Consider the following 25,916-nt stretch of genomic DNA (forward strand, 5'->3'; position numbering starts at 1 on the left):
CCTCTCCAAGCGGGACCCATTGCCAACTTCGATATCGAGATATATCGTGAATCCATCAACGCGATATATCGCATTGGCGATGACGCATCATTGGAGGGGTCATGTCAGAAGAAAACTGGACCGTTACCGGTCCGCAGACCATCGACGTCGACGGCGTCCGCTCACTCAAGCTGGGGATCGTCAAGGGCCGCTTCGACGTCGTCACCCACGACGAAGCAATCACCCGGATCGAAGTCTCGGAAATCGGCGGCGATCCGCTGAGCGTGAGCCTCATTGACGGCCGGCTCGAAGTCCGCCACCAGTTGCACGGCCCGCAGGGCTGGTTCCGCAACCTGATGGGGACCGTCAACAACACCAGCACCAACACGATCGTCATCAGCATTGCGCTGCCTGCCGGCGTCGACGTCGAAGCAGGAACCGTGGGCGGTGACGGCATGGTGTCCGGCGTCAGCGGCCACATCCGCCTCAACACGGTTTCCGGGTCCGTGCTCGCGGACGGCACGCGGGGCGATCTTCACGTCAACACCGTCAGCGGCGAAGTCATCGCCCGGAACCACGACGGCGTCATGACCGCCAAGAGCGTCTCGGGCGAAGTCACGGCTTCGGGCCGTTTCAAGAACATCCGGGCCAATACTGTCAGCGGCGACCTCAGCTTCGACCTTCACGGCTTTACCCAGGATCTCGGAGCCAATTCCGTTTCAGGCGACCTCACCATCCGCTTGCCGCATGACGTGGGCGTGGACATCGTGGCCAAAACGGCCGGTGGGACCGTGATGATCGATGACCAGCTTTACGCCCAGGCAGGCGGCAGGGTCCAGACCATCGTCGGCCCCGACGAACGGCTCATGGTGGCGCGCACCAATTCCGTGTCCGGAAAGACGTCCATCGTCCACGGTAGTGCGCCAGCACCGGGAACAACGCACCCAGTCCCCGGAGAAGAGGAAGCCTGATGCCGCCCGTCTTTGCCCACGGAGCCCTCCGGCTCTACCTGCTGGCACTCCTGGAATCAGGCCCCAAGCATGGCTACGAGCTCATCAAGGCCCTCGGCGAACGCTTCGGCGGGACCTACTCGCCCAGTGCCGGAACCATCTACCCGCGCCTTGGCAAGCTCGAGGAAGAAGGACTCGTAGCTACCAGCAGCGACGGGCGCCGCACCAACTACTCCATCACTGCGGCCGGACTGGCGGAGCTCAACAGCCGCCGGCAGGAACTGGCGGATGTCGAGGACAACATCTCTGCCTCCGTGCGGCGGCTGGCCGATAATCTCCGAGAAGACATCCGCAGCAATATGCGCGGCTTGCGCGCAGACCTGGCAGCAACCGCCGAGGCCGCGCGGGCCACAGCGAAGTCCGCGGAATTCCAGTCGTGGGCTGGAAGCTACTCGCCCGAGGGACACCGCATCCTGAAGGAAGCCGAGATGATGGTCCAGTCCTTCCGGGACGACATCCGCGTCGAGCTGCGAAAGCACGCCGGCTCGAAGGCCCTGACTCCGATGGCCCTTGAAACCGTGCGAACGGTCCTGGACCAGGCCAGGATCTCCATCCGGAATTCCCTTCGGGACTGAGCCGCCAGTTCCCTGCGGGGCTCAGTCCGGATTCCCTGCGGGGCTGAGTCCGGATTCCCTGCGGGGCTGGCCGGCACGGTTCGCGGGGCGGCCCCCGGATGTGGGAGACTGGAGGGCAGCTTTATTGAGTATCAAGAATCTAAGGAGGCCAGCTATGAGCAAGCGTGCACGTAAGCGTCGTGACCGTAAGCGCGGCGGCGCAAACCACGGCAAGCGTCCCAACACCTAAGCCAGCGGCTTAGCGTAAGACTTAATGCGGAGGGCCCCGGAAACCATCAGGTTTCCGGGGCCCTTGCCGTTCCAGGCTCTTAGACGTCCACGGACTTCATAGCGTGGATCCTGTCCAGGATCGAGTTCTTGAGATTCTCAGGAGCCGCTTCCGTACAGGAGCGCTTGACCACGGTGCGGATGACGCACTCAAGGTCGTATTGCTCGGTGCACTCCGGGCAGTCTTCCAGATGCACCTTGATCTCTGCGATGTCCTCGCGGGTCAACGCACCGTCCAGGTACTCGTAGATACGCTGCATCCGAGCATCGTCGCAGTCGCCCAATCCTTGGCAGCTCATTTCCTTTTCTCCTGTTTTTTGCTTGTGGCCGCGCCCACGGCCAATGCCTTTTCTTCCGCGCCGGCGCTGATTCCCCGTTCTGCGGCGTAGTCCGCCAGCAGATCGCGCAACATCTTCCTGCCGCGATGAAGCCGGGACATGACCGTCCCGATCGGGGTATTCATGATGTCTGATATTTCCTTGTATGCGAAGCCTTCGACGTCAGCGAAGTACACCGCGAGCCGGAATTCCTCCGGAATGGACTGCAGGGCGCTCTTCACGTCCGAGTCCGGTAGATGATCCAGTGCCTCCGCCTCCGCAGAGCGGAGCCCCGTGGACGTATGGGATTCCGCCCGCGCCAGCTGCCAGTCTTCGATGGAGTCCGAATTCGACTGGAGCGGTTCGCGCTGCCGCTTCCGGTAGAGGTTGATGTACGTGTTGGTCAGGATGCGGTACAGCCACGCCTTGAGGTTGGTACCCGGCTTGTACTGGTGGAACGCCGAGAAGGCCTTCGTGTAGGCCTCCTGGACCAAGTCCTCGGCGTCGGACGGATTCCTGGCCATGCGCATGGCAGCCGAATAGAGCTGGTCGACATACTGCATGGCGTCGCGCTCGAAGCGCGCCCTCCGTTGTTCGGGAGTCTCCTTCGCGAAGTCCACCGCAATCTCGACGCCGGCCTCAACAGTTGCGTCGCCGTCGGACGTTGCGTCCGCGACTTCCGTCGCTGCTTTGTACATGGCCGCTGCGGCCGGATCCATGGTGCTCATTGCATCCAAGTCTACTGTCACCCTCGGGGAGTCCCCTGGCAGCTTCCGCCCAAGCGCCAAGTGTCCCTCGCGGTCCTTAACCAAGGCCAAAAAACCATCTCCGCTCAAACGACGTGACAAAGCGCGGCACGACACACACGCCACAATCCAAGGTCCAGCCCATACCGCACCTTCTTCTGACAACGGCAAGCTCCGGGCAAATATTCCGCAAAGATGCAAGACTAGATCCGACTGCACCCCGTGAACACCGCACCACTTGAACGCAGCACCACCTGAACACTGTGGCACGCCATCCAGGAGGCAAAACATGTCCCTCGTCCGTTTTCTCGCCAGGCCAATGTTGGCTTCCAGTTTTGTCGTCGCAGGGCTGGACAAGCTCAAGAACGCGGATGACACTGCCAAGCAGCTCTCCCCGCTGCTCCGCCGCGCGTCCGAGTCGTTGCCTTTCCCGGCGGACGAGAAGATGCTGGCGCGGGTCATCGGCGGCACGCAGGTGGGCGCAGGCGCCTTGCTTGCCCTCGGCAAATGTTCACGGTTCTCGGCAACCCTGCTTGCCGGCATTTCGGTCCTGAACACCTTTGTTGAGTGGCGTTCTGCCGACATCAGCACCAAGGAAGGCCGGCTCGCCCGCCGCGCCCAGTTGCTCAAGAACATTTCCCTGACCGGCGGCGTCCTCCTAGCCGCCGTCGACACGGCCGGCAAACCGAGCCTCGCATGGCGCGCCGAACACCTCGCCATGGACGCCAAGAACGCCACGGGCAAGCAGATCAAGAAGACAGACCGGGCCGTCCGCAAGGCCGTAAACAACGCAGTTGGAGCATAAGGAAGCATGCCAGGAACCCCCGCCACGCAGACAGACGATTCAGGGAGCACCATAGCCTCCGCACTCCCCTTGTGGCCGGCGCCCTTCGCCAGCCGCCCTGTGGATGCCACGGTCACGGTTCCCGGCTCGAAGTCGCTGACCAACCGCTACCTGGTCCTGGCGGCATTGGCCGACGGCCCAAGCAGGCTGCGGGCACCCCTGCATTCGCGGGATTCCGCGTTGATGGTCGAGGCACTGCGCCAGCTTGGCGCCACCATCACCGAGGTTCCCGGCGATGGTCAGTACGGCCCGGATCTTGAAGTCACCCCCATCGACCCGGCGGCTGCCGCGTCGGAGACCGCCATCGACTGCGGCCTGGCTGGCACGGTCATGCGATTTGTGCCGCCGCTCGCGGCCCTCCGCAACGGTGCTTCGGTGTTCGACGGCGATCCGCACGCACGCCAACGTCCCATGGGCACCATCATCGAAGCGCTCCGGACACTCGGAGTGGACGTCAGCGCACTGGACGGGCAATCGGCGAGCTCCCTGCCGTTCAAGGTTTCCGGCACCGGCTCTGTCCGCGGTGGCCATTTGGTGATCGATGCGAGCGCTTCGTCGCAGTTCGTCTCCGCCCTGTTGCTCGTCGGTGCCCGGTTCAAAGAGGGCCTTCACCTGGAGCACGTCGGCAAGCCCGTGCCGAGCCTCGACCACATCAACATGACCGTTTCGGTCCTGCGCGGCGTCGGAGTGCAAGTGGATGACTCCGTTCCGAACCATTGGCGCGTCTCCCCAGGCACCATCCAGGCGTTCGACGTGAGGATCGAGCAGGATCTCTCCAACGCGGGTCCCTTCCTCGCTGCGGCACTCGCCACGAAGGGAACCGTCCGCATCCCCAACTGGCCGGTCAACACCACACAGGTCGGGGATCTCTGGCGGGACATCCTTGCCACCATGGGTGCCACTGTCACACTGGACAACGGCACGCTGACCGTCACTGGCGGTTCCGAGATCCTGGGCGCGGACTTCGACGAAACCAGCGAACTCGCCCCTACCGTAGCGGCATTGTGCGCCCTGGCTACCGGCCCTTCCCGGCTCACCGGCATCGCGCATTTGCGTGGACACGAAACAGACAGGCTGGCTGCGCTGGTCGCCGAAATCAACCGGCTCGGCGGCGACGCCGAGGAAACCAGCGACGGCTTGGTGATCCGGCCCGCAGCGCTGCACGCCGGCGTCGTGCACAGCTACGCGGACCACCGCATGGCCACCGCCGGCGCCATTCTGGGGCTCGCCGTCGAGGGAGTCCAGGTTGAAGACATCGCGACGACGTCCAAGACCATGCCCGAATTTCCGCAAATCTGGGCATCGATGCTCACTGCCGGCCCAGCGGCTGCGGACCCCGTTTCAACGGAGACAAGCAACTGACGATGGCTCGCGACGCACGCTCCTGGGATGAGTCCGATGTCCGGATCCGCCCCAACAAGAAGGGCACACGCCCCCGCACCAAGGACCGCCCCAGCCACGACGACGCCGTGATCGGGCGCATCATCACAGTCGACCGCGGCCGCTACACCGCGATAGTGGACGAAAGCTCGGACAACGAGCGCATCGTCATCGCGGCCCGCGCCCGGGAACTCAGGCGCTCCCCCGTGGTTCCCGGAGACTTCGTGGCCCTCGTCGGCGATGTATCCGGAGCCCCGGACACCCTCGCGCGCCTCGTGCGCGTCGAGGAGCGCAAGACGCTCCTGCGGCGAAGTGCCGATGACACGGATCCGATCGAACGGGCCGTCGTCGCCAACGCCGACCAGCTCGTGGTGGTGGTTGCGGCCGCCAACCCGGAGCCGCGGACAGGATTCATCGACCGCGCATTGGTGGCAGCGTACGACGCCGGAATCGAGCCGCTGCTGCTCGTCACCAAAGCGGATGTCAAGGATCCGACGGAACTGCTCGCCAACTATGTGAGCCTGGGTTTCCCGATCATCATCAGCCGCACGGCCGACGCGGGCGCCTCCGGCATCGACGCCCGTTCCGACGACGGCCTGTCCGCCCGCCTCGATGGTGACGCCGTCGGCCAGTTGCGGGACTACCTCGACGGCAAGGTCACCGTGCTCCTGGGCCATTCCGGCGTCGGGAAATCCACCATGGTGAACGCCCTGACCGGCGCCGAACGCGCCACGGGTGGAGTCAACGCAGTAACGGGCCGCGGACGCCACACCTCGTCCTCTGCCCTTGCGCTGAAGCTCAGCGACTCCCCGGGCGGAAGCTGGATCATCGATACGCCCGGCATCCGTTCCTTCGGCCTCGCCCACGTGAACCCTGACCGCATCCTGCATGCCTTCCCGGATCTGGAGCCCGGAACGGAAACGTGCGAGCGGGGCTGCAAGCACGATGCCTCCGCCGTTCGATGCGGACTGGATTCCTGGGTTGCCGATGGCCATGCCGGGGAGGCCGGCCCCGCCCGCCTCGCATCGCTGCGCAGGCTCCTTGGTGCCGACCCGCGCATGGAAGCCCAAGAGGCCAAGGAACTGGGTACGGTCAACTAACTCAGCGCATGCCGGGCTACGTCCCCGGCTCACCGGCGAATAGACGGTAGTTTGGAACCATGACCCAACCCGATTCGAGCTACAACGACGACCTGCGGCTGGCCCATGTCCTGGCCGACTCCGTCGATTCCCTGACAATGGAGCGGTTCAAGGCACTGGACCTTCAGGTGGAGACCAAACCCGACCTGAGCCCAGTCACCGATGCCGACAAAGCCGCCGAGGAAGCAATCCGCGGGCAGCTCTCCCGTTCCCGCCCCCGCGACGCCGTCCTCGGCGAAGAATTCGGCAGCACGGGCCACGGCTCAAGGCGTTGGATCATCGATCCCATCGACGGGACCAAGAACTTCGTGCGCGGCGTACCCGTCTGGGCAACGCTGATCGCCCTCGTGGACGAGGGCGAAGTAGTGGTGGGGCTCGTCAGCGCTCCGGCGCTCGGCAAGCGCTGGTGGGCGGCCAAGGGCTCAGGCGCATACATGGGCCGATCACTGGCCGCAGCCACCCGGCTGAAAGTCTCCAACGTGTCGCGGCTTGAGGATGCCTCGCTTTCCTACTCCGAGCTTTCCGAGTGGAAGCAGCACGATAAGCTCGACAACTTCCTGGGCCTGGAGAACGATGTCTGGCGCAGCCGCGCGTACGGCGATTTCTGGTCCTACTGCCTCGTGGCCGAAGGCGCCGTGGACATCGCGGCCGAGCCGGAGCTCCAGGTCTACGACATGGCCGCCTTGGTACCGATCGTGACGGAGGCCGGCGGACGCTTCACGTCCCTGGACGGCACGGATGGCCCCTTCGGCGGAAACGCCGTTGCGAGCAACTCGATCCTGCACTCCGAGGTCCTCAAGAGGCTCAACCCCGAGCTCGACGACCTCCTCTAGTCACCCTCTTCACTGAATAAACGACGGCGGGCGCCCCTTTTTGGGGGCGTCCGCCACTCTTTCTTCGGCAGAAGGCACATTTTTCCGGCCGTGTAACAATCCGCTTAACAATCCCGGTCACATTGGAACGAGCCTTACCGGTGTCCTAGTCTCTTTACAGGTCACGAGTGCCAGCGCGAAACCCCGGTTTGCTGGCCGGCAACCCTCCATCGCGGCGGGGTGCCCCGGGTGACGACCCGGCCGGTCCGGAACGGATGCGGCAAGCGCGGACCCCCTGTACGCAGGGGTCCCTCTTGAGTGAGGTCCCATGAGCACAGCCACATTTACTTCTCCTGTTCTCCCGCAGCACCACGAATCCGGGCATCAGCACGGTGAATCCCGGACACCGGCATCGCGCCCACTGGCCGCAGTCACCGGCGCGGAGTTGCAGGCACCCCTGATCCAGGGCGGCCACATCCGCTACGCCAACCTTGACTACGGCGCCTCCGCACCTGCCCTGACCGTGGTCTCCGCGTACCTCAACGAAATCCTGCCGTACTACGCGAGTGTGCACCGCGGCGCAGGCTATGCCTCCCAAATCAGCACCTCGGTCTACGAAAACGCGCGCAACATCGTCCGTGACTTCGTTGGCGGCAGGCCGGACGATTCCGTCATTTTCACCCGTAACACCACCGATTCCCTCAATCTCCTGGCCGGCTGCTTGCCGGTCGAGGACGGCAGGCACACCGCCGAAGTCCTTTACCTGGACATCGAGCACCACGCCAATCTGCTGCCGTGGCAAGGCGTCCCCCACCGAAGCATCGTTGCCGCGGGAACCTTGTCCGAGACCGTTGCCAACGTCCGCACGGCGCTCTCCCACGGTGGCGTCAGTCTCCTGGCGGTCACCGGTGCGTCGAACGTGACCGGCGAGATCCTGCCCATCAAGGAACTCGCTGCCTTGGCCCACGAATTCGGGGCGCGGATTGTGGTGGACGCGGCGCAACTCGCCCCGCATCGCCGCATCGATATCGCCGCCGCGGATGTTGACTACTTGGTCTTCTCGGGGCACAAGCTTTATGCACCGTTCGGCGCCGGTGTCCTGGTGGGCCGTCCCGACTGGCTCGACGCCGGCACGCCCCACCTTGCAGGTGGCGGCGCTGTCCGCGAGGCGCGCCTGGATTCCGTCAGCTGGGCCACGGGCCCGGCAAGGCACGAAGGCGGCTCACCGAACGTACTCGGCGCGGCCACCCTTGCCCGCGCCACCCAGGTCATCGCCAGCCTCGACCACGATGAATGGCACGCCCACGAGGCCGCCATCCGCTCGCACCTGGTCGAGGGCCTCAAGGAAATCGACGGCGTCACCGTGCACCAGATCTTCAGCGACACGGATCCCGAGGACACCATCGGCGTCGTGAACTTCTCGCTCCAGGGCTACGACGCCGGACTCGTTGCGGCCTATCTTGCGGCCGAACACGGCATTGGCCTGCGCGACGGACGCTTTTGCGCCCACCCGCTGCTCAAGCGCCTCGGCCTTCCCTCCGGTTCCCTGCGCGCCAGTTTCGGCGTTGGGTCGCGCTTGGAAGACGCCACCCGGCTCATCGCGGGCATCCGGGCGCTCAAGAGCAATGGCCTCGGCTGGGACTACGTGGTTGATGCCGGCCGCTGGGTGCCGGCGAACGACCATCGCAGCTACCCGGAGTGGGCGCCCAACACTCCCGGGACCGCGGGCGCCGCGCCCTGCAGCATCGACTGATTGCGGTAGATTCGTAGGGTATTTTTCCTGTCCTACGAAGGAGTTCCCGCGTGTCCCCGCGACCCAGAGGCACGTCAGCCGGCCCCAAGCTCTTCGAGGAACGGCGCCTTGAACTCGGTCAGAGTTTCCAGGACGGCGGGGAGCACTATGATCGCGTGCGGCCCGGCTACCCCGCGGATTCGGCCGACTGGCTGCTACCTGTAGGCGCGCGGGACGCGGCAGACATCGGCGCCGGCACCGGAAAGTTCACCGCTCTTCTCGTCGAGCGCGGGTTGGCGGTGTCCGCAGTGGACCCCTCCACGGACATGCTCATGCAGCTGCGCAAAACGTATCCGCATGTGATCGCCTTGGAGGGCACGGCCGAGGCAACTGGACTGGCGGACTCAGCATTCGACGTCGTCAGCGTTGCCCAGGCCTGGCACTGGTGCGATCCCCTCGCCGCCAGCACCGAGATCGCCCGGATCCTTCGACCGCAGGGCGTCATCGGCTTGATCTGGAACCAGCTGGACACTTCAGTGCCCTGGGTCCATCGCTTGTCCCGAATCATGCATGCCGGCGATGTCCACAAACCGGACTTCCGGCCTGTGGTGGGCCCGGAGTTCGCCGGCCTCGAAAGCCACCTGACGCGTTGGGAGGATCCCGTGACTCCGGCGGACATCCTCGAACTCGTGAAGTCGCGCAGCTACTACCTGAGGGCGAACGACGCCACCCGGGCCAAAGTCATGGGAAATCTCCGGTGGTACCTCTTCGAACATTTGGAACATGCCGAAGACGAGGCCATCCCCTTGCCCTATCTCACGCAGAGCTGGCGGGCGCGGAAAGTCTGATCCGGCCGGTTCACGATAGGCTTGGAACCGTGAAGACCAGTGCGCCCTCCTCCTCGATCGAGGACTACGTCAAGGTCATCTACTCCTTTACGGAGTGGCAGGACAAACCCATCACGTCCTCACAGCTCGCGCAGCGGCTCGGCGTCGCCAATTCGTCCGTCTCGGAGATGGTCCGCAAGCTCAAGGACCAAGGCCTGGTTGACCACCAGCCCTACAGCGCCATTACGTTGACCGCCCAGGGAATTCAGCTTGCCTTGGGCATGGTCCGCCGGCACCGCCTGATCGAGACATACCTCGTGAGGGAGTTGGGCTACAGCTGGGATGAAGTCCACGATGAAGCCGAGATGCTCGAACACGCCGTCTCGGACACCTTCATCGATCGCATGGCCGCAAAGCTGGGTAACCCCGGACGCGATCCCCACGGTGACCCCATCCCCGCAGCGGACGGCTCAGTGATCCTCCCGCAGGCGCACCGGATGATAGAGCTCGACGACGGCCATTCCGGCAAGATCACCCGGATCAGCGACGAAAACCCGGAGCTGCTGCGCTACCTGTCCGCCGAAGAAATCGACCTCGATGCCAGCATCCAGGTGATTGGACGCAAACCGTTCGGCGGTGCGCTGGTGGTCCGGATCGGAAAAGGCCCGGGCAGCCGCGACTACGATCTCGCCGATGAGGTCGCCTCGGCATTGTGGGTGGCCACCGACGTCGAACACGAAGGCTGCGTCCTCGCGGAACGCTGACGAATCCGTGTTTTAGAAGGCGCTGTTCAGGCGCGCTGGGCGGCCGTCCCGCCGTCGTCGGGAGCTGGGCCTTCCGGGGAGTCCACCACTGCAGCGCCCAGCACCGGGTTCCGAATCCCGACGGCGGATGCCGCCGCCCCGAGGAAGAACAGCACCGCGGTGACCACCACGGCATTCATGAGGCCTTGGCGGCTGAAGACGGGACCGATGATGAGCCCGGCAAAAGCGATGCAGATCAAGCCTGCGATACGGGCCACGGCGTTGTTCACCGCGGAGCCGATCCCGGCCTCCTCCGTGGGTACCGCGCCGAGGATAGCAGCGGTGAGGGGCGCCACCAAGGTGCTGAGGCCGATCCCGAAGACGATCTGCCCGGGCAGCACTTGCGTCCAGTAGTTCAGGGGCTCCTGGACGGCCAGGGTCATGAGAAAACCGATTCCGCAGATGAACGGTCCGGCCGTCATGAACCACCGCGGACCGTACTTTCCGGCCAGTCCACCGAAGAATGAGGCCGTGAGCATCAGGAGGACTGTCGCGGGAAGCAACGCGATCCCCGCAGTGGTCGCCTTCATTCCTCCCACTTGCTGCAAGTAGATGCCTACGGCGAAGAAGCCGAGCGACAAGGCGCCGTAAATGGCCAGTGTGGCGATGTTTCCCCAACCGAAATTGCGGATGCCGAAGAGCCGCAGGGGCAACATCGGTTCCTGGGTCCTGGCTTCGTGGACAAGGAAGAGGACCAGGCCGACGGCTCCGACAGCGAGCGGCATCCAGACCACCATGTTCCCCCAGCCCATGCGCCCTTGTTCAATGAACGCGTAGACCGGGCCACCGAGTCCCACCATGGCCAGGAACGCGCCGAGGTAGTCGATCTTCTTGCTCGTGTCCGTCGCGGCATCGGACTTCCGCAATCCGGCGAGGATCGGCCAGACGGCGACGGCCGGAATGACATTGATAAAGAAGATGACGCGCCAGGACAGCAGATCGACCGATGCGCCGCCGATCAGCGGGGCGACGATAGCGGCCGCGCTGGTCCAACCGGACCATTGGCCGATTGCCTTCGACTGCGCGGGCCCGGAGAAGAACGTGACGATCATCGCGAGCGAACTCGGGACAAGCAAGGCACCGGCGATCCCCTGCAGGGCCCGCGATACCACCAACACCTCCCCGTTCCAGGCAAGACCGCACGTGACGGAGGTGAGGGTGAAGCCGGCGAGTCCCCATTCCAGGATGCGCGCGCGGCCGAAGTGGTCGGACAAGGATCCGGCGACCAGGATCAGCGCGCCCAGGGTCAAAAGGTAGGCATCCACCACCCATTGCTGGATGACAAGGCCACCACCCAACTCGCGGCCAATTGCCGGGAGTGCGAGGTTCACCACGAAGCCATCCAAAATGGCGATGAAGGAAGCCACAATAGCCACAACAAGGACCCGCCTTTGCAGCGGAGTGCTTGGCAGCAGGGCCGCTGCGTCGGTCATGAGCACAGCCTACGCCTGCTAGAACCCTGTCGCCCGGATTCCTGCGGATCCTGTCACGGCGATAGTCCCGTATCGTTGAATGGTGATTAGCAGACGTGACGCCGCATTGGCCCTTGATATCTCGATGGAAATGGCCCAACGCCACGGCATCCCCTCCCGGCTTTCACAAGCCGAGCTGAACGAGCTGCAAGACAATCCACCTCAGTGGCTCGTCCAATCCCGCGCCAACCGCACCGGCAATCGTCCTGTGTGGGTGCACCTGAGCTGCGTCGTGTGCGGTTACACCGAAGCTGCGCGTCCCAAGAAATGGTGGCCGGAGTTCACCTACGTTTTCTGTGGTCACCACCGGAATAGCGAGGTCCCCGGAATCCTGCCCGGCGAGGTCCGCAGCGAGTACGAAGGAATCGGCTCGCGCTTCGTTGGCGTTGTGGACGTCCCGGCTTCCGAAGCCTAGTTCCTTGGGCGTTCAGCGGCCGGTTGCTTTCGCCTGAAACAGGCGTAGCTTACAAGGAGAGGGCCTTTCAGGACCCTCTTTGCAGGATCTGCAGGGAAGATCCGTAGTTAGGGAGCATGACATGCCTGACAAAGCGCCTCACCAGCACGAGACGAAGAAGAGTATCAAGTCCATCAAGGAGAAACGGGCAGTGAAGCGTGCCAAGCACGAATCCGATGCCGCTGTAGATCCCGTGGCCCATTTGAGGATGAGGAAGAAGTAGCAAAAAGCCGGAGCCTTGGCCCCGGCTTTTTAGCGGACTGGTTCCGTCATGGCTGCGGCTCCTCACGAATCCGCGTCGGTCATTTCGCTGGGCACGGCCACTATCGCGTGGATTTTGCCGTCGCGCAGGACCGTCAGGAGGAACGGCTCCCCTATGGCCTGCGAAAACAGGAGTTTCTGAAGGCTCTCGGCACTGGATACGGCCCGCGACTGTGCACTGAGGACCAGGTCGCCCGCGAGCAGTCCCGCCCGCTCCGCGGGAGATCCGGCGATGACTTCCACCACCCGGAGCGCTTCCTTCTGGCCTGTCCGGATCACCGCACTCGCGTCCAGCGGAATAGGGGTACTCACCAACCCAAGGTATGCCCGGCGGACACGGCCGTCCTTCAGCAGGGCGGCAATGATCCGTTGAGTGGTGGTGTTGATGGGCACTGCGAGTCCGAGCCCCAAACCTGCCACAGCGGTGTTGATTCCCACAATCCGCCCCCTGGTGTCGGCCAGGGCTCCCCCTGAATTGCCCGGGTTCAACGCTGCGTCGGTCTGGATGACGTCCTCGATGACCCTGCTGTGCCGGCCGGACCTGACCGGGATGGAACGTCCAAGTCCGCTGACGACGCCCGCGGTCACTGATCCTGCCAGCCCCAGCGGGTTACCGACGGCGATCACCAATTGGCCGACGTGCAGTGACTCCGCGTTGCCCAAGATGGCGGGCAGCGGCGTGTGGTGCCCGCGGACGATGGCGAGATCGGACAAGGGATCCGCACCGACGAGTTCGACGTCGGAATGGGTTCCGTCGGCGAATATTGCCCGCCCCGAGCGGAGGCCTGAGACCACATGGGCGTTGGTCAGCATATAGCCGTCGCCCGTGAACACCACGGCCGACCCACTTCCGATCCTGACCTGGCCGTTCCTGCGGGCGCTGCTCATCTCCAATGCTGCAACATGCGGCGTGACCGTCTCTGCGACGTGCATCACTGTCCGCGAGTAGGCGTCCAAGGCTTCGTCGTCCGACGGGGCGTCAGGGATGTCCTCGGGAAATGTCTGTTCCGGCAACGTACTCATCGTGCACCTCCTGTAACCGGTGGTGTCTATATCAACGAATACACTGCTCCGGTTAGTCCGTTCCGGCCTACGCCGTGGGTGAACTCTGTCACGGCACTAATGAATGGGAAACCGGCCCCTCAGCAGCTAACCCAACAACGCCTAACCCCATAACGCCTTTCGCAGCAGCGCCTTAAGCTGTGCGGCTTCCCGGTCGTCCAGCGCCGCCAGCACTTCGGATTCCGCGTGCCGGGCTGCAATGGCTGCTTGGGCGAGCAATTGGCTCCCCTTCGACGTTGCCGTCACTGTCTTGGCCCTTCGGTCCTGCTTGCCAGGGGCCCTGGCCACCAGTTTCCGCTTTTCAAGTTCGTCCACCAAGGCGACGATCTGGCTGGGGTCAAGGCTGAGGAAGTCCGCCAACTCCCGCTGGGTAGGCTCCAGCCCGCTGTCGGCCAGGATCAACACCGAATAGGACCTCTCCTTCAAGTCGAACTCAGCAAGCGCCCGGTTGTTCACGACCGAGCCGCTTGCATGGAGCTTGGCCAGCAGGAAACCCACATCCTGGCTGATAGGCGCGGCGACCAGCCGGTCCTTCGTGGCAGCCTGTTGCTCGTCCTGCGCCTCGATCGTCATAACAAACTCCAATAATCTTCAAAATCAATCGTTGACATTTTCAACTATACGTATTTTCATGGATACAGAACAGCATCCCACGCCGAAGGCCTGGATGCACAGGGATCGAGCAAAGGAGCAGCGATGAGCCTGTCAGGAAAAGTAGCAATTGTGACCGGAAGCGGACGCGGCCTGGGGCTCGCCTACGCCCGGGAACTCGCCCGCCAAGGCGCGGCGGTGGTCATCAACGACGTCGACGCCGAGGTGGCTGGCGAAGCGGTCCGGACCATCGAGGCCGACGGCGGCCGGGCAGTCGCCGTCGTCGCTCCCGTAGGCAGCACAGAAGCGGCGAAGCAGCTGGTGGAAGCGGCTGTCACGGAATTCGGCCGCCTGGATATCCTGGTCACCAACGCCGGCATCCTGCGGGACAAGAGCCTTCTGAAGATGACGGACGAAGACTTCGACCTGGTCATCAACGTCCACCTCCGCGGCACCTTCACGTGCGCCCGCGAGGCATTTGGCTACTTCAAGGAGAACGGGATCGCCGGCCGCATCATCGCCATCGGCTCCCCGACCGGGCAGCGCGGCAACTTCGGCCAGAGCAACTACGCCGCAGCGAAGGCCGGAATCGTGGGCATGGTCCGGACCTGGGCGCTGGAAATGAAGAAGGCCGGCGTCACTGCCAATGCCGTGATTCCGGTAGCCGCGACGGCGATGACCAAGACTATCCCGTACTTCCGGAAAGCAGTGGAGGCGGACGAACGCGGCGAGGCCATGCCGCACTTCTTCCGCCACGAGCTTGGCTTTGGAACGGCCGACGACGTCTCCGGGCTCATTGCCTTCCTCGCCTCCGACGAGGCGGCCGGCATTACCGGCCAGGCGATCGGCGCCGGTGGAGACCGCCTCCAGCTATGGACCCACCCCGAAGCCGCGGCGACCGCCTACCGCGAGGGCGGCTGGGGTTACCAGGACCTCGTGGAGAACTTCGGCCCGTTGTTCAGCGACAAGCTTCAGACCGTCGGCGAGGAATTCCTGGCGCTCCCCGCGGAACTGCAGCCTGAGGCCGCCGCCTCACAGGTCCGCTGACATGCCCGCACCCCAGCACTACGAACCCGGCATCGACGTCTCGAAACTTGAAGCGATCGATATGCACGTCCATCTCGAAGTGGACGGCCACGGCCACGAATCCCTGCCACCGGCCCTGACGGAGGCCTCTGCCAAGTACTTCAAGGCCGAGGACCGCACGCCCTCGCTGGACCGCATCGCCGAGGTCTACCGCGAACTGAACATGGCCGCCGTCGTCTTCACCGTGGACGCCCGCACCCAGCTCAAGCACGCGCCCAACAGCATTCCCGAACTGATCGCGGGAGCCGCAAGGAACAACGACGTGCTGATCCCGTTCGGCAGCGTGGATCCTCGCACCGGCACCGAGGCCATCCAGGGCGCCAAGTACCAGGCGATCGGCCTAGGCGCCCGCGGCTTCAAGTTCCACCCCAGCCTGCAGGGTTTCGACCCCTCCAACGAACAGTTCTACCCGCTCTGGGAGACATTGCAGGAACTGGGCCTGCCAGCCATCTTCCACACCGGCCAGAACGGCATGGGCGCCGGCCTGCCCGGCGGCTACGGCATCAAGCTGGCCTACTCCAACCCGCTCCTGCTCGACGCCGTAGCCGCCGACTTCCCGGGCCTGCAGATCATCATGGCCCACCCCTCGGTTCCCTGGCAGGATGAAGCCAACTCCATCGCCACGCACAAGTCGAACGTGTTCATCGATCTCTCCGGCTGGTCCCCCAAGTACTTCCCCGAGTCACTGGTGCGCATGTCCAACTCGGTGCTGCAGGACAAAGTCCTCTTCGGCACGGACTTCCCGCTCATCACGCCGCAGAAATGGCTGGCCGCCTTCGCTGACCTCCCGCTCAAGGACGAGGTCCGTCCCAAGATCCTCAAGCACAACGCCGTGCGCTTGCTCGGGCTGGGAGGCTGACTTGAGCTTTGACACCCCCGTGGAGACCGCGGTTGCGGAACGCCTCTACAACGACTGCGACTACTACGACGCGGAGTCCCTCCTCACCGAGGACGAGCGCCGGGTCCTGCACCGACTGCGGGATTTCCTGGACCGCGAAGCGAAGCCGCTGCTGGCCGACTACTGGGAGCGGGGCGAGTTCCCCGACAAGTTGGTCCAGCCGCTCATCGAACTGGACCTCATGGAACCGGCCGAACTCGCGGCTGACGGCCCGGCGCGCGGGATCTACCAGGGCTTCAGGATCTTCGAGCTCGCCCGCACGGATGCTTCGCTCGCTACCTGGTACACGGCCCAGGCCGGCCTCTTCCGCACCGCCATCCGCGTAGGTGCTTCGGCAGAACAACAAGCCGAGTGGATGCCGCGCGTGGTCGATTTCTCGCTCAAGGGCGTCTTCTCCTTGACCGAACCGGAATCCGGATCGGACATTGCCGGCGGGCTCTCCACAAGGGCCCACCGTGAGGGCGATACCTGGGTGCTCGATGGTGCCAAGCGCTGGATCGGGGGCGCTTCGACGGCGGATGTCCTCGCTGTGTTCGCACGGGACGTGGGCGACGGACAGGTCAAGGCGTTCCTCGTGGACCGCGAAGCCTCCGGGGTGGCCTTGGAGAAGATCCACCGGAAGACCTCCCTGCGGATGATGCAAAACTCCCACATCACCCTCGACGGCGTCAGGGTCCCCGAATCCATGCGCCTGCACAACGTGAATTCCTTCAGGGATGTAGCGGCGATGCTCCGGGCCATGCGCTCGGACGTCGCCTGGATTGCCACCGGCATCCAGGCCGGCGCCTTCGAAGCAGCCCACCGGTACGTCCGCGAGCGCCACCAGTTCGGCCGCCCTTTGGGTTCCTTCCAGCTGGTGCAGGAAAAGCTGGCCCGCATGCTCGGCAACCTCACGGCAAGCCTGTCCCTCGTGGTCAGGCTGACCGAACAGCAGGCCCGCGGGGTCTACCGCGACCAGGACTCCGCCTTGGCGAAAATGCAGAGCTGCCTGGCGATGCGGGAGACAGTCGCGCTTGCCCGGGAGCTGGCAGGCGGCAACGGAATCACGCTCGAGAGTGATGTTGCCCGGTTCCATGCCGACGCCGAAGCCGTCTACTCCTACGAAGGAACACACGAAATCAACGCCCTGATCGTCGGGCGCGCACTCACGGGCGAAAGCGCCTTCGCCCGCTAACCCCAAAACCACCACAGGAGGCAACCATGCCAAATCTCGTCGTCGACTTCGCCAAACTGCTCACCCTCGCCGGAACCAATCTCGGCGTCACCGAATACCGCGAAATCACCCAGGAACAAATCAACAAGTTCGCTGACGCCACCGGAGACGATCAGTGGATCCACGTCGATCCGGAACGCGCCAAAGACGGCCCGTTCGGCGCCCCGATCGCCCACGGCTTCCTCACGCTCTCGCTCATCATCCCGTTCTGGGGCGAGCTGTTCGACGTCGAAGGCGTCACCACCAAAGTGAACTACGGCCTGGACAAGGTCCGTTTCACGTCCCCTGTCAAGGTGGGCGCGCGGATCCGCATGCAAGCCACCATCGCCGAAGTCACCGAGGTCAAGGGCGGCGCCCAGATCAAGGTCTCCAACACCATCGAGATCGAAGGCCAGGAACGCCCCGCGGTCGTGGCCGAATTCCTCGCCCGCTTCTACAAATAGCCCGCTTCTACAAATAGCCCGCTGCTGCGGGCACTCCCCCACCCTCTGCTTTAAGGAACAACGATGTCCCAAATATCGCAGCTTCAATCCATGGACGTGGCCACCAAACGCAAGGAAGCACGCACCGTCATTGCTTCCAGCTACCTGGGCAGCACCATCGAATACTACGACTTCCTGCTCTATGCCACAGCCGCGGCCGTGGTCTTCCCCAAGGTCTTCTTTTCGGGAATGGACGACTGGGTTGGCGTCGTGGCAGCCTACGGAACTTTCGCCGCAGGATACGTAGCTCGCCCGTTGGGTGGAGTCATCTTCGGGCACTTCGGCGACAAGCTGGGTCGCAAGGGAATGCTCATCGTCTCCATGTTGGTCATGGGCTTGGCTTCGGCACTGATCGGCCTGGTCCCCGGCGCCTCGGTGGCCGGTCCGTGGGGGGCAGTGATGCTCGTTGTGCTCCGCGTTTTCCAGGGCATCGCCGTGGGCGGCGAGTGGGGCGGGGCCGCCTTGATGGCGTTGGAGCATTCGGAATCGGGGAAGCGCGGGTTCGCGGCCTCGTTCGTGAATGCCGGAGCTCCGTCGGGCGCCGTGCTCGGCACCCTCATCATGGGCGCCTTCTCTGCCCTGCCAAACTCCCAGTTCCTTGCCTGGGGCTGGCGTGTTCCATTCCTGCTCTCGTTTGTCCTGCTGGCAGTGGGCATGTTCGTCCGGCTAAAGGTTTCGGAGAGCCCCATCTTCCAAGCCGCCATTGAGCAGGAAAGGATCGCAGAGCAGGAGAGGGCGGCCCGGAACACTGACGACCGATCCATCGCGAAGCCCGTCATGCCGCTCCTCCAGGTGCTCCGCCGGCCCAAGACCTTGATCTTCACCATGCTCGCCGGGGCCGCCGGCTTTGCCCTCCAAGTAGTGCTGGCAACCTTCGCGGTCACCTTCGCCGTCTCGAAGGGCGCCGACCGCCAGGGGGTGCTGTACGCCTTCGCCGCCGCTTCTTTCATTTCCATCGCCTTCGTGGTCCTTGGCGGCAGGCTCTCCGACAAGCTGGGCCGGAGGCCCGTGATGATCGGCGGGCTCGTACTCTTCATCGCCTATCTGATCCCGATGTTCCAGTTGTTGTCCTCGAACAACATCCTCCTGGTCTTCGTCGCCTTCACCGTCGGCCTGATGATCCACTCAACGCTCTTCGGGCCACTGGCCGCATTCGTGTCCGAGCAGTTCGGCACCACCTCCCGCTACACGGGAGCCTCACTCGGTTACCAGCTCGCGACGCTACTCGGCGCGGGATTCACGCCGGGGATCGTGGCCCAGATCTTCAAGGACTCGGGCCAGAACACAGGCTCGGTGGTGTTCTACCTGGCTGCGATGTCCGTCGTCTCCATCATCTTCATCCTGTTGACCCGGGAACCGAAGAACAACGATTTGCAGGCCGTCCGGCCTTGACGCCGGGAAGGGTCTAGCTTGGGAATAAGAAAGGACAGCCATGGAGAATTTTGGCATCGGTTCGTGGTTGCAGCGTCGCCGCCCGAAGTCCGGAAGCAAGATTGCGCTGATCTCCGGAAACCGCCAACTCAGCTATGAGGAATTTGCCGAACGATCGGACAGGCTCGCCAACGCCCTCAAAGCGGGGGGCGCTACCAAAGGCGACAGGGTCGCATATCTCGGTGACAATCATCCCGCTTTCCTGGAAGCGCTTTTCGCTTGCGGGCAGCTCGGGGCGATCTTCGTACCCCTCAACACGCGGTTGGCGCCTCCGGAGATCAACTTCCAGCTTGAGGACTGCGGAGCCGTTGCGCTGATCCACTCAGCGAGCCTCAACGGCCTCGCGGCCAGCGGCGCGGAAGGCACCCGCGTGGGCCGGCGCGTCGTCGTCGACGATTCCTTCCCGGGCGACCGTAGCGCCGCTTCCGTAAGTGAGACCCCGACGTCGGCGGAAGACTACGAGGACGTCGTCGCCTCCGGGGCACCCCTGCATCTGGACGAGGAAGTCGAGCTCGATGACGGCGCCATGATCCTTTACACGTCCGGAACAACGGGACGCCCCAAGGGTGCGCTCCTGACCCACGGCAACATCACCTGGAACTGCATCAACGTGATTGTCGACTTCGATTTCTCCTCCAGCGACGTGGCCCTCATGATCTCGCCGATGTTCCACGTCGCTTCACTCGCCATGGGGGTATTGCCAACGCTCCTCAAGGGCGGAACTGTCGTCCTGGAGTCGAGGTTCGACCCCCAACGCACCCTGGAGCTCATCGAGCAGCACCGGGCCACCACCATCAGCGGGGTGCCCACCACCTACCAGATGCTGTGCGAGAATCCGGCCTGGCCGACGTCGGACCTTAGCTCCCTCAACAAGCTGACCTGCGGCGGATCGGCAGTTCCGACGCGCGTCCTGGAAGCGTACGAGGCGCGTGGACTGCGCTTCTCCAACGGCTACGGAATGACGGAGACGGCGCCCGGCGCCACCACGCTGCCGTCCGCCAGGTCCCGGGACAAGGCGGGCTCTTCCGGACTGCCGCATTTCTTCAGCGACGTCCGGATCGCCGACGTCGCCGGAGGCCTTGCCCAGCAGGGCACGGTGGGCGAAATCCAGATCAAAGGCCCCAACGTCATCCACGAATACTGGAACCGGCCCGACGCCACTGCCGAATCATATGAAGACGGCGGCTGGTTCAAGTCCGGAGACATGGGCTACAAGGACGCAGACGGATTCATCTTCGTCTCGGACAGGCTCAAGGACATGATCATCTCGGGCGGCGAGAACATCTACCCCGCCGAGGTGGAACAAGCAATCAGCGAACTCGACGCCGTGGGCAGCGTGGCAGTCATCGGCGTGCCGGATGAGAAGTGGGGAGAAGTGCCACGCGCCGTGGTGGTGCTCCGCGAGGGCGCCTTCTTGACCGAGGACGAACTCAAGGAACACCTGACCGGGAAACTGGCCCGTTACAAGATCCCGAAAACTGTGGTGTTCGTGGACGATATGCCGCGAACGGCCAGTGGAAAGATCCGCAAGAGCGAGCTCCGCCGGAGCACCGTTTCCTGAAGGATCCGCTGACAGGGTGCCTGGTACTTGTTAATAAGCACCCTCGGCGGCACGGCATGGTTGTCTCGCAGGAATATCCGAAAACGAGTAATAACTACTCAAGACAACAACGGCCCGGAGTCCTATCGTGTCGGAGAGCGTCCATGCCAAACAGATGGGCGGATCGCCACGACTGGGCTCAGACCGGCGAGGGGCCGCAGCCAAAAAGCAAGGGGGCTTGCTGAATGGACTACCCACATTCCAAAAACCGGGGTCGGTGTATCGCCTACGCAATCCATCAGGAGAAAGACTGACTCCTTACCGGGCCTGTCCTCCCAGCGTGGGCCGACGGAGCGAGGGCCTTTCGTAGCACAACGCAGCACCCAGCCAACGGGCTGAGATTGGGGCGAACGTGGACGGGCAACAATGGATTTGGGTCGTGATGGTCCTTGTCGGGGCCGCACTGGTAGCCGTCGTGATGGTCTTTGGACACCAGCGACGAAGGCTGGTTGATCGCAAACCCGGCACCAAACATCCCGGCGGGGAACCCGGAAGCCCCCCGAACGGCGTCGACAGCTCGGATGACGAGCCGGCAGCCCGGAGTCCGAACCACTGAGACCAGGTTGGAGTGGCGAAACCCCGCCCGGGACCACCAACCCAGACAAAGAAAAACACCCCGGTCAGAGACCGGGGTGTTACCGATGAGTCGAGTCACCCGTGAAGGATGTCTCGACTCATCACAAAAAGTGGAGATGGGGGGAATTGAACCCCCGTCCGATGTCGTGTTGTCAGGGCTTCTCCGGGCGCAGTTCGCGTCGGATTTTCTCGGCCCCAGCTATCCTGCGAACAAGTAGCTGATCCGGGCCCAGTCATCTAAGAGTCCCGCTCGCCTCGATGACGAAGGCAAGCAGCAGTGGCTATCTAAATGACGCCAGGATCCGGGGCAATAGCAACCTCGGGCTGACGGACTGTCTTACTGCTTAGGCAGCAAGAGCGAAGTCAGTGCGCTTAGAATTGGCACTTATTGGTTTGCAGACAGCGTTTACGAGATAATTCTGCATCCTCGGCCCGCTTCACCTGTCGCGACTAACATCGTCGAAACCGATCATCCCCGTATTTTGTTATCAATCCCCGCAGACGAAGCCCGCCCTAAAGCGACCGCCTAAAACCCGCCGGGTTAATCATCATAACGCATCGCGGCGCCCGGACATTCCGGGACACACTTCGACTGCCGACCGTATTCGCCGAACTCAGCGGCGGTTGCGCTCACGCAGTTCCCTCAGGGATTCGCGCTTGTCCTGCTGCTCGCGCAAGGTCTGGCGCTTGTCGTAATCCTTCTTGCCTCGAGCCAAGGCAATCTCTACTTTGGCTCGTCCGTCCAGGAAGTACAGCTGGAGCGGCACTACTGTCAGCCCGGTCTCGCGGATCTTGCCGGAGATCTTGTTGAGCTCCTCGCGGTGAAGCAGCAGCTTCCGACGGCGGCGCGCCGCGTGGTTGGTCCAGCTCCCCTGGTTGTACTCAGGGATATGGATGCCCTCCATCCACAACTCGTCATTGTAGAAGGTGCAGAAGCCATCGACCATGGACGCATGGCCTTCACGCAGGGACTTTACTTCGGTTCCCATGAGGGCAATGCCGGCCTCATAGGTATCCAATATGTGGTAGTCATGCCGAGCCTTGCGATTGGTGGCCACTACCTTACGGCCACTTTCCTTGGGCACGGTAGAACTCCTTGGTTGTCGAAGAATCACACTAGTCTACGCCAGCAGAACCTTGTCGTGTGGGCTATAGAAGGTTCATCGGGTCAACAGCCTGCCCGTTCACCCAGGTTTCAAAGTGCACATGGCAGCCGGTGGAGTTACCCGTGGTACCCGAATATGCAATGAGCTGGCCTTGACTCACCTGCTGCCCGGAAGAAACCACCACGCTGGTGTTGTGGTAGTAAACCGTAGTCAGGGAATCTCCATTGATGACTCCGTGCGATATCTTGACACGGTTGCCACCACCATCGTTGCCCCAGCCTGCCGAAAACACGGTGCCGGCTGCGGCTGCGTATACGGGCGTTCCGCAAGGGGCACCGAAGTCGATGCCCGTGTGCATGTAACCGCCCTGGCCGTAGAAATCGATGGTTCCGGGCGGCGTCGCGCGCCAACCGAACCCTGAAGTGATGGGAATGTTCCCAGGTACCGGGTGGATCAAGCCGAAGTTGCCGCGCGGATTGCTCACCGGCGGGACGTAGGGCTGCGGGGCCTGGCCCTGCGCCTGGGCGGCGGCTGCAGCGGCTGCGGCCAGCCGCTGTTGTTCGGCCAACCATGCTTCGCGCAGCTTGCGGTCCCGCTCCGAGATTTCCGCGGCGACGGCGTCCTGCATCGACTTCACTTGCTGGAGCTGGGCCTGGATTCCGGGCTTGGCCGCTTGAAGTTGGGCGTTGAGACGGGTGGTGTCGGAGATGAGCTTGTCCACCTGTGCCTTCTTGGCAGCGGCGTCATCGCGGGCTACCTTTTCACGCTCAAGTGCCGCGTCTGCTTTCGCCTTGAGATCGCGGATTTCCTGCTCGACGGCGGCGAGCCGGGCCTGCGAGTTCACGTTCGTCGCGCTCTGCTGCGTCAGTTTCGTCATCGCGGCGTTCTGGCTGCGCATCGCCTGGTTGGCGAGGTCCATGGTTTCCGTGAGGTTGCCGCCGTCGTTCGATCCGAACAACAAGGCAACGTTCGTGGGAACGCCGCCGGATTTATATGCCTGCGCCGCGATCTGACCGATGAGCTTCTTGGTATCCGTAATCTTTTGCTTGTCGTTTTCCAGCTGCTGGGTGATCTGGGCTTTACTCTGCTGAGCCAGATCCACGCGCGCCGCCAGGGCATCAGCTTCCTTCACCGCAGTAGCAACCCTGCCCTGGGCTTCGAGAAGTGCCTGCTGCGCTCCCGGAAGCTGTCCTTGGTACACCACAAGGTCGCCAGCCGCCTTGGCGATATTGGCATCAACGAATTCCAGCGACTGCTGCACGCGCGCCGATTCCGCGTTGAGGGCGGCCTGTTGGTCATCGAGGTCATCCGCGTGTGCCACGGGCGCTGTTCCAAAACTCGCAGCCAGCACGATGGCAAGCACAGAGCCGGCAACCTTGGCACGGCCACTAACCATGCGCATCCGCATGGCAGCGTGGTACTTCCGGGGCATCGGCTGTCCTGTTCGCTCGGGATCAGTGCTCTTCATGGCTACACCTTGAGATATCGACGGAGGGTCAGGAGTGAAGAGATCCCGGCCAGGCCGCCGCCCAACGCTATCAGGACCGGAGCAATCACGAGTACCTGGGTCGAGGAAATAAACGGAGTGTTCAGGAACTGCTGCGACAAGTCTCCATTGAGCCAGAACTGGGCCACCAGCCACAGGGTGCCGGAGGCCAGGACTGCGCCCACGACGGCGGCGATGACGCCTTCGAGGATGAACGGCAGTTGGATGACGGTCTTCGATGCACCAACGAGGCGCATGATGCCTGTCTCCCGCCGCCTGCTGAACGCGGACAATCTGATGGTTGTGGTGATGAGCAGGACGGCGCAGAAGATCATGACTCCGGCGACCACCATTGCCGCCACGGAGGCGCCGTTCATCCACTCAAAGATTCGTTCAAGGACCTGGCGCTGGTCGCTCACGGTCTCCACCCCGGCCTGGGACGAGAATGTCTCGCTGATGATCTGGTACTTCTGGGGGTCCTTCATATTAATCCGGAAAGACGAAGGAAGCTGGTCCTGGGTTACCGAATCAACAATCGGAGAGTTGGAGAACTGTTCCTTGAAGTGTTTGAACGCATCGGCTTGTGACTCGAACTGGTAATCGTTGATGTACTGCTTGACCGCCGGCGAATCGAGCATCTTCGCGAGGTTGTCCTGCTGCTCTTTGGTGACAGCGCCCGAAGCACATCCGGTCGATGTCGAGGAGTCGTTGCAGAGGAAGATGGCAACCTGGACTTTGTCGTACCAGTAACCCTTCATCTGGTTGATCTGCATCTGCAGCATGCCGGCCGCGCCGACGAAGGTGAGGGAGACAAAAGTCACCAGGACGACGGAAATCACCATGGACAGGTTCCGCCGCAGGCCGCTTCCGATCTCGCCCAGGATAAAAGCGAGCCTCACTGCTGGACCCCCTGCGCGCGGTCTATTTCCGCATCGCTCGCGTCCTTCATTCGCCGGGACTCTCCGACCACCGGAATCATCGAAGTGTAGAGGGCCTTTGCCTCATCACGGACCACTACTCCGTTCCGGAGCTCTACCACGCGCTTGCGCATCTCGTTCACAATGTCGTCGTCGTGCGTTGCCATGACCACAGTCGTGCCGTTCTGGTTGATCTTGTCGAGCACGCCCATGATGCCCATCGAAGTAATGGGGTCCAGGTTTCCGGTGGGTTCGTCTGCCAGCAGGATGCCTGGGCGGTTGACCACGGCGCGGGCGATGGCCACGCGCTGCTGCTCACCACCGGACAATTCATGGGGCATGCGGCGTTCCTTGCCCTCAAGCCCGACAGTCTTCAGCACTTCCGGAACTGTCTCCCGGATGATGCTCCGGCTTTTGCCGATCACCTGCATGGCGAAGGCCACGTTGGCGAAGACATTCTTCTGCGGCAGCAAGCGGAAGTCCTGGAAAACGACGCCGATTCCACGGCGAAGCTTGGGGACCCGCCAGCTTGAGATGTTGGCTACGTTCTGGCCTGCGACGTAGACCGAACCGGATGTTGCCCGGTCTTCCTTCAGAATGAGTCGTAGAAACGTCGACTTGCCGGAGCCCGAGGCCCCGACGAGGAAGGTGAATTCTCCACGGTCAATCTCAAGGTTGACAGCATCCAGCGCCGGACGGGCATTGGGGTCGTAGACCTTGGTGACATTCTCAAATCGGATCATGACTCTTCAGAACCCCGCCGGACATGCCACGTTCGGCCAGTCCAACCGCCAGCGCACGGGCTTTCGTTGGGGGAAGTTGAGCGCCGGCTCTTCGACTATACGCACGC

General features: G+C 63.3%; 27 protein-coding genes, 1 other RNA gene and 1 riboswitch. Of the genes, 18 read left to right on the forward strand and 10 right to left on the reverse strand.

Annotated elements, in window-relative coordinates; translation table 11 throughout:
* Positions 1–101: 101 nt before the first annotated feature.
* The 3 genes from QRN52_RS02855 (at position 102) to QRN52_RS23990 (ending at position 1,793) form a co-directional block, all read left to right on the forward strand.
* Complete coding sequence (locus QRN52_RS02855) at positions 102–950, forward strand: DUF4097 family beta strand repeat-containing protein (protein WP_284751261.1); 849 nt, start codon at positions 102–104, stop codon at positions 948–950.
* Entirely contained in the window at positions 950–1,564 is a 615-nt protein-coding gene (locus tag QRN52_RS02860) for a PadR family transcriptional regulator (protein WP_284751262.1), read from the forward strand. Before QRN52_RS02855 ends, QRN52_RS02860 begins: the two co-directional genes overlap by 1 nt.
* Before the next feature lie 154 nt (positions 1,565–1,718).
* Entirely contained in the window at positions 1,719–1,793 is a 75-nt protein-coding gene (locus tag QRN52_RS23990; RefSeq protein ID WP_369299106.1) for a 50S ribosomal protein bL37, read from the forward strand.
* Between the two features lie 79 nt (positions 1,794–1,872).
* On the opposite strand, the gene rsrA is transcribed toward QRN52_RS23990, so the two are convergent.
* Positions 1,873–2,130 carry a mycothiol system anti-sigma-R factor gene (gene rsrA, locus QRN52_RS02865; RefSeq protein WP_028264789.1) on the reverse strand — a complete coding sequence of 86 codons (258 nt, stop codon included), beginning with the start codon at positions 2,128–2,130 and terminating at the stop codon, positions 1,873–1,875.
* On the reverse strand, positions 2,127–2,876 hold the full coding sequence (locus tag QRN52_RS02870) for a sigma-70 family RNA polymerase sigma factor (protein ID WP_284751263.1): 750 nt from the start codon (positions 2,874–2,876) through the stop codon (positions 2,127–2,129). The genes rsrA and QRN52_RS02870 overlap by 4 nt, the downstream gene beginning before the upstream one ends.
* A 307-nt stretch (positions 2,877–3,183) precedes the next feature.
* Here QRN52_RS02870 and QRN52_RS02875 point away from each other — a divergent pair, with 307 nt between their 5' ends.
* The 7 genes from QRN52_RS02875 to QRN52_RS02905 all read left to right on the forward strand — a co-directional run bounded on the left by QRN52_RS02875 (position 3,184) and on the right by QRN52_RS02905 (position 10,392).
* A complete protein-coding gene (locus QRN52_RS02875) occupies positions 3,184–3,699 on the forward strand; it encodes a DoxX family protein (protein WP_284751264.1) in 516 nt (171 codons plus the stop codon).
* A gap of 6 nt (positions 3,700–3,705) precedes the next feature.
* Positions 3,706–5,100: a 3-phosphoshikimate 1-carboxyvinyltransferase gene (aroA, locus tag QRN52_RS02880; RefSeq protein ID WP_284751265.1), complete on the forward strand. Its 1,395-nt coding sequence runs from the start codon at positions 3,706–3,708 to the stop codon at positions 5,098–5,100.
* A gap of 2 nt (positions 5,101–5,102) precedes the next feature.
* Positions 5,103–6,218, forward strand: coding sequence for a ribosome small subunit-dependent GTPase A (gene rsgA, locus QRN52_RS02885; protein WP_284751266.1), 1,116 nt, complete (start codon positions 5,103–5,105; stop codon positions 6,216–6,218).
* A 59-nt stretch (positions 6,219–6,277) separates the two neighbouring features.
* Positions 6,278–7,090 carry a histidinol-phosphatase gene (gene hisN / locus QRN52_RS02890; protein WP_284751267.1) on the forward strand — a complete coding sequence of 271 codons (813 nt, stop codon included), beginning with the start codon at positions 6,278–6,280 and terminating at the stop codon, positions 7,088–7,090.
* A 159-nt stretch (positions 7,091–7,249) separates the two neighbouring features.
* A riboswitch (SAM riboswitch) is annotated at positions 7,250–7,362 on the forward strand.
* Between the two features lie 35 nt (positions 7,363–7,397).
* Positions 7,398–8,822: an aminotransferase class V-fold PLP-dependent enzyme gene (locus QRN52_RS02895; protein WP_284751268.1), complete on the forward strand. Its 1,425-nt coding sequence runs from the start codon at positions 7,398–7,400 to the stop codon at positions 8,820–8,822.
* A 50-nt stretch (positions 8,823–8,872) separates the two neighbouring features.
* A complete protein-coding gene (locus QRN52_RS02900; RefSeq protein WP_284751269.1) occupies positions 8,873–9,649 on the forward strand; it encodes a class I SAM-dependent methyltransferase in 777 nt (258 codons plus the stop codon).
* Between the two features lie 29 nt (positions 9,650–9,678).
* Positions 9,679–10,392 (forward strand): metal-dependent transcriptional regulator, encoded by a 714-nt coding sequence (locus QRN52_RS02905; RefSeq protein WP_284751270.1) that lies wholly within the window; start codon positions 9,679–9,681, stop codon positions 10,390–10,392.
* Positions 10,393–10,418: 26 nt separating this feature from the next.
* On the opposite strand, the gene QRN52_RS02910 is transcribed toward QRN52_RS02905, so the two are convergent.
* Positions 10,419–11,870 (reverse strand): MFS transporter, encoded by a 1,452-nt coding sequence (locus QRN52_RS02910; protein ID WP_390279100.1) that lies wholly within the window; start codon positions 11,868–11,870, stop codon positions 10,419–10,421.
* 73 nt (positions 11,871–11,943) lie between these two features.
* Between QRN52_RS02910 and QRN52_RS02915 the strand changes: the two genes are divergently transcribed.
* Both QRN52_RS02915 and QRN52_RS02920 read left to right on the forward strand, forming a co-directional pair.
* Positions 11,944–12,318 (forward strand): DUF5997 family protein, encoded by a 375-nt coding sequence (locus QRN52_RS02915; RefSeq protein ID WP_284751272.1) that lies wholly within the window; start codon positions 11,944–11,946, stop codon positions 12,316–12,318.
* Positions 12,319–12,439: 121 nt separating this feature from the next.
* Positions 12,440–12,580: a hypothetical protein gene (locus QRN52_RS02920; RefSeq protein ID WP_172465476.1), complete on the forward strand. Its 141-nt coding sequence runs from the start codon at positions 12,440–12,442 to the stop codon at positions 12,578–12,580.
* Between the two features lie 62 nt (positions 12,581–12,642).
* Here the strand turns inward: QRN52_RS02920 and QRN52_RS02925 are convergent, their stop codons facing one another.
* Positions 12,643–13,641: a S1C family serine protease gene (locus tag QRN52_RS02925; RefSeq protein ID WP_284751273.1), complete on the reverse strand. Its 999-nt coding sequence runs from the start codon at positions 13,639–13,641 to the stop codon at positions 12,643–12,645.
* Positions 13,642–13,782: 141 nt separating this feature from the next.
* Complete coding sequence (locus tag QRN52_RS02930) at positions 13,783–14,253, reverse strand: MarR family winged helix-turn-helix transcriptional regulator (RefSeq protein WP_284751274.1); 471 nt, start codon at positions 14,251–14,253, stop codon at positions 13,783–13,785.
* A 123-nt stretch (positions 14,254–14,376) separates the two neighbouring features.
* Between QRN52_RS02930 and QRN52_RS02935 the strand changes: the two genes are divergently transcribed.
* The 6 genes from QRN52_RS02935 to menE all read left to right on the forward strand — a co-directional run bounded on the left by QRN52_RS02935 (position 14,377) and on the right by menE (position 20,942).
* Positions 14,377–15,318 (forward strand): SDR family NAD(P)-dependent oxidoreductase, encoded by a 942-nt coding sequence (locus QRN52_RS02935; protein ID WP_284751275.1) that lies wholly within the window; start codon positions 14,377–14,379, stop codon positions 15,316–15,318.
* Between the two features lies 1 nt (position 15,319).
* Positions 15,320–16,216: an amidohydrolase family protein gene (locus QRN52_RS02940; RefSeq protein WP_284751276.1), complete on the forward strand. Its 897-nt coding sequence runs from the start codon at positions 15,320–15,322 to the stop codon at positions 16,214–16,216.
* 1 nt (position 16,217) lies between these two features.
* The gene (locus QRN52_RS02945) at positions 16,218–17,429 is read left to right on the forward strand and encodes an acyl-CoA dehydrogenase family protein (protein ID WP_284751277.1); all 1,212 of its coding nucleotides are present in this window, start codon (positions 16,218–16,220) and stop codon (positions 17,427–17,429) included.
* A 26-nt stretch (positions 17,430–17,455) separates the two neighbouring features.
* On the forward strand, positions 17,456–17,911 hold the full coding sequence (locus QRN52_RS02950; RefSeq protein ID WP_284751278.1) for a MaoC family dehydratase: 456 nt from the start codon (positions 17,456–17,458) through the stop codon (positions 17,909–17,911).
* 63 nt (positions 17,912–17,974) lie between these two features.
* Positions 17,975–19,342, forward strand: coding sequence for an MFS transporter (locus QRN52_RS02955; protein ID WP_284751279.1), 1,368 nt, complete (start codon positions 17,975–17,977; stop codon positions 19,340–19,342).
* A 40-nt stretch (positions 19,343–19,382) separates the two neighbouring features.
* Positions 19,383–20,942 carry an o-succinylbenzoate--CoA ligase gene (menE, locus tag QRN52_RS02960; RefSeq protein ID WP_284751280.1) on the forward strand — a complete coding sequence of 520 codons (1,560 nt, stop codon included), beginning with the start codon at positions 19,383–19,385 and terminating at the stop codon, positions 20,940–20,942.
* A gap of 723 nt (positions 20,943–21,665) precedes the next feature.
* Here the strand turns inward: menE and ssrA are convergent.
* From ssrA to ftsE, 5 genes are all read right to left on the reverse strand, one after another.
* Positions 21,666–22,034: a transfer-messenger RNA gene (gene ssrA / locus QRN52_RS02965) on the reverse strand.
* Positions 22,035–22,171: 137 nt separating this feature from the next.
* A complete protein-coding gene (gene smpB / locus QRN52_RS02970; RefSeq protein ID WP_028264808.1) occupies positions 22,172–22,642 on the reverse strand; it encodes an SsrA-binding protein SmpB in 471 nt (156 codons plus the stop codon).
* A gap of 64 nt (positions 22,643–22,706) precedes the next feature.
* Positions 22,707–24,131, reverse strand: a complete 1,425-nt coding sequence (locus tag QRN52_RS02975) for a peptidoglycan DD-metalloendopeptidase family protein (RefSeq protein WP_390279117.1) — start codon at positions 24,129–24,131, stop codon at positions 22,707–22,709.
* 2 nt (positions 24,132–24,133) lie between these two features.
* Positions 24,134–25,048: a permease-like cell division protein FtsX gene (ftsX, locus tag QRN52_RS02980; RefSeq protein ID WP_284751281.1), complete on the reverse strand. Its 915-nt coding sequence runs from the start codon at positions 25,046–25,048 to the stop codon at positions 24,134–24,136.
* Positions 25,045–25,809 carry a cell division ATP-binding protein FtsE gene (gene ftsE / locus QRN52_RS02985; RefSeq protein ID WP_284751282.1) on the reverse strand — a complete coding sequence of 255 codons (765 nt, stop codon included), beginning with the start codon at positions 25,807–25,809 and terminating at the stop codon, positions 25,045–25,047. Before ftsE ends, ftsX begins: the two co-directional genes overlap by 4 nt.
* Between the last annotated feature and the right edge of the window lie 107 nt (positions 25,810–25,916).

This window comes from Arthrobacter sp. efr-133-R2A-120 (genome assembly GCF_030209835.1).
Lineage (GTDB): Bacteria > Actinomycetota > Actinomycetes > Actinomycetales > Micrococcaceae > Arthrobacter.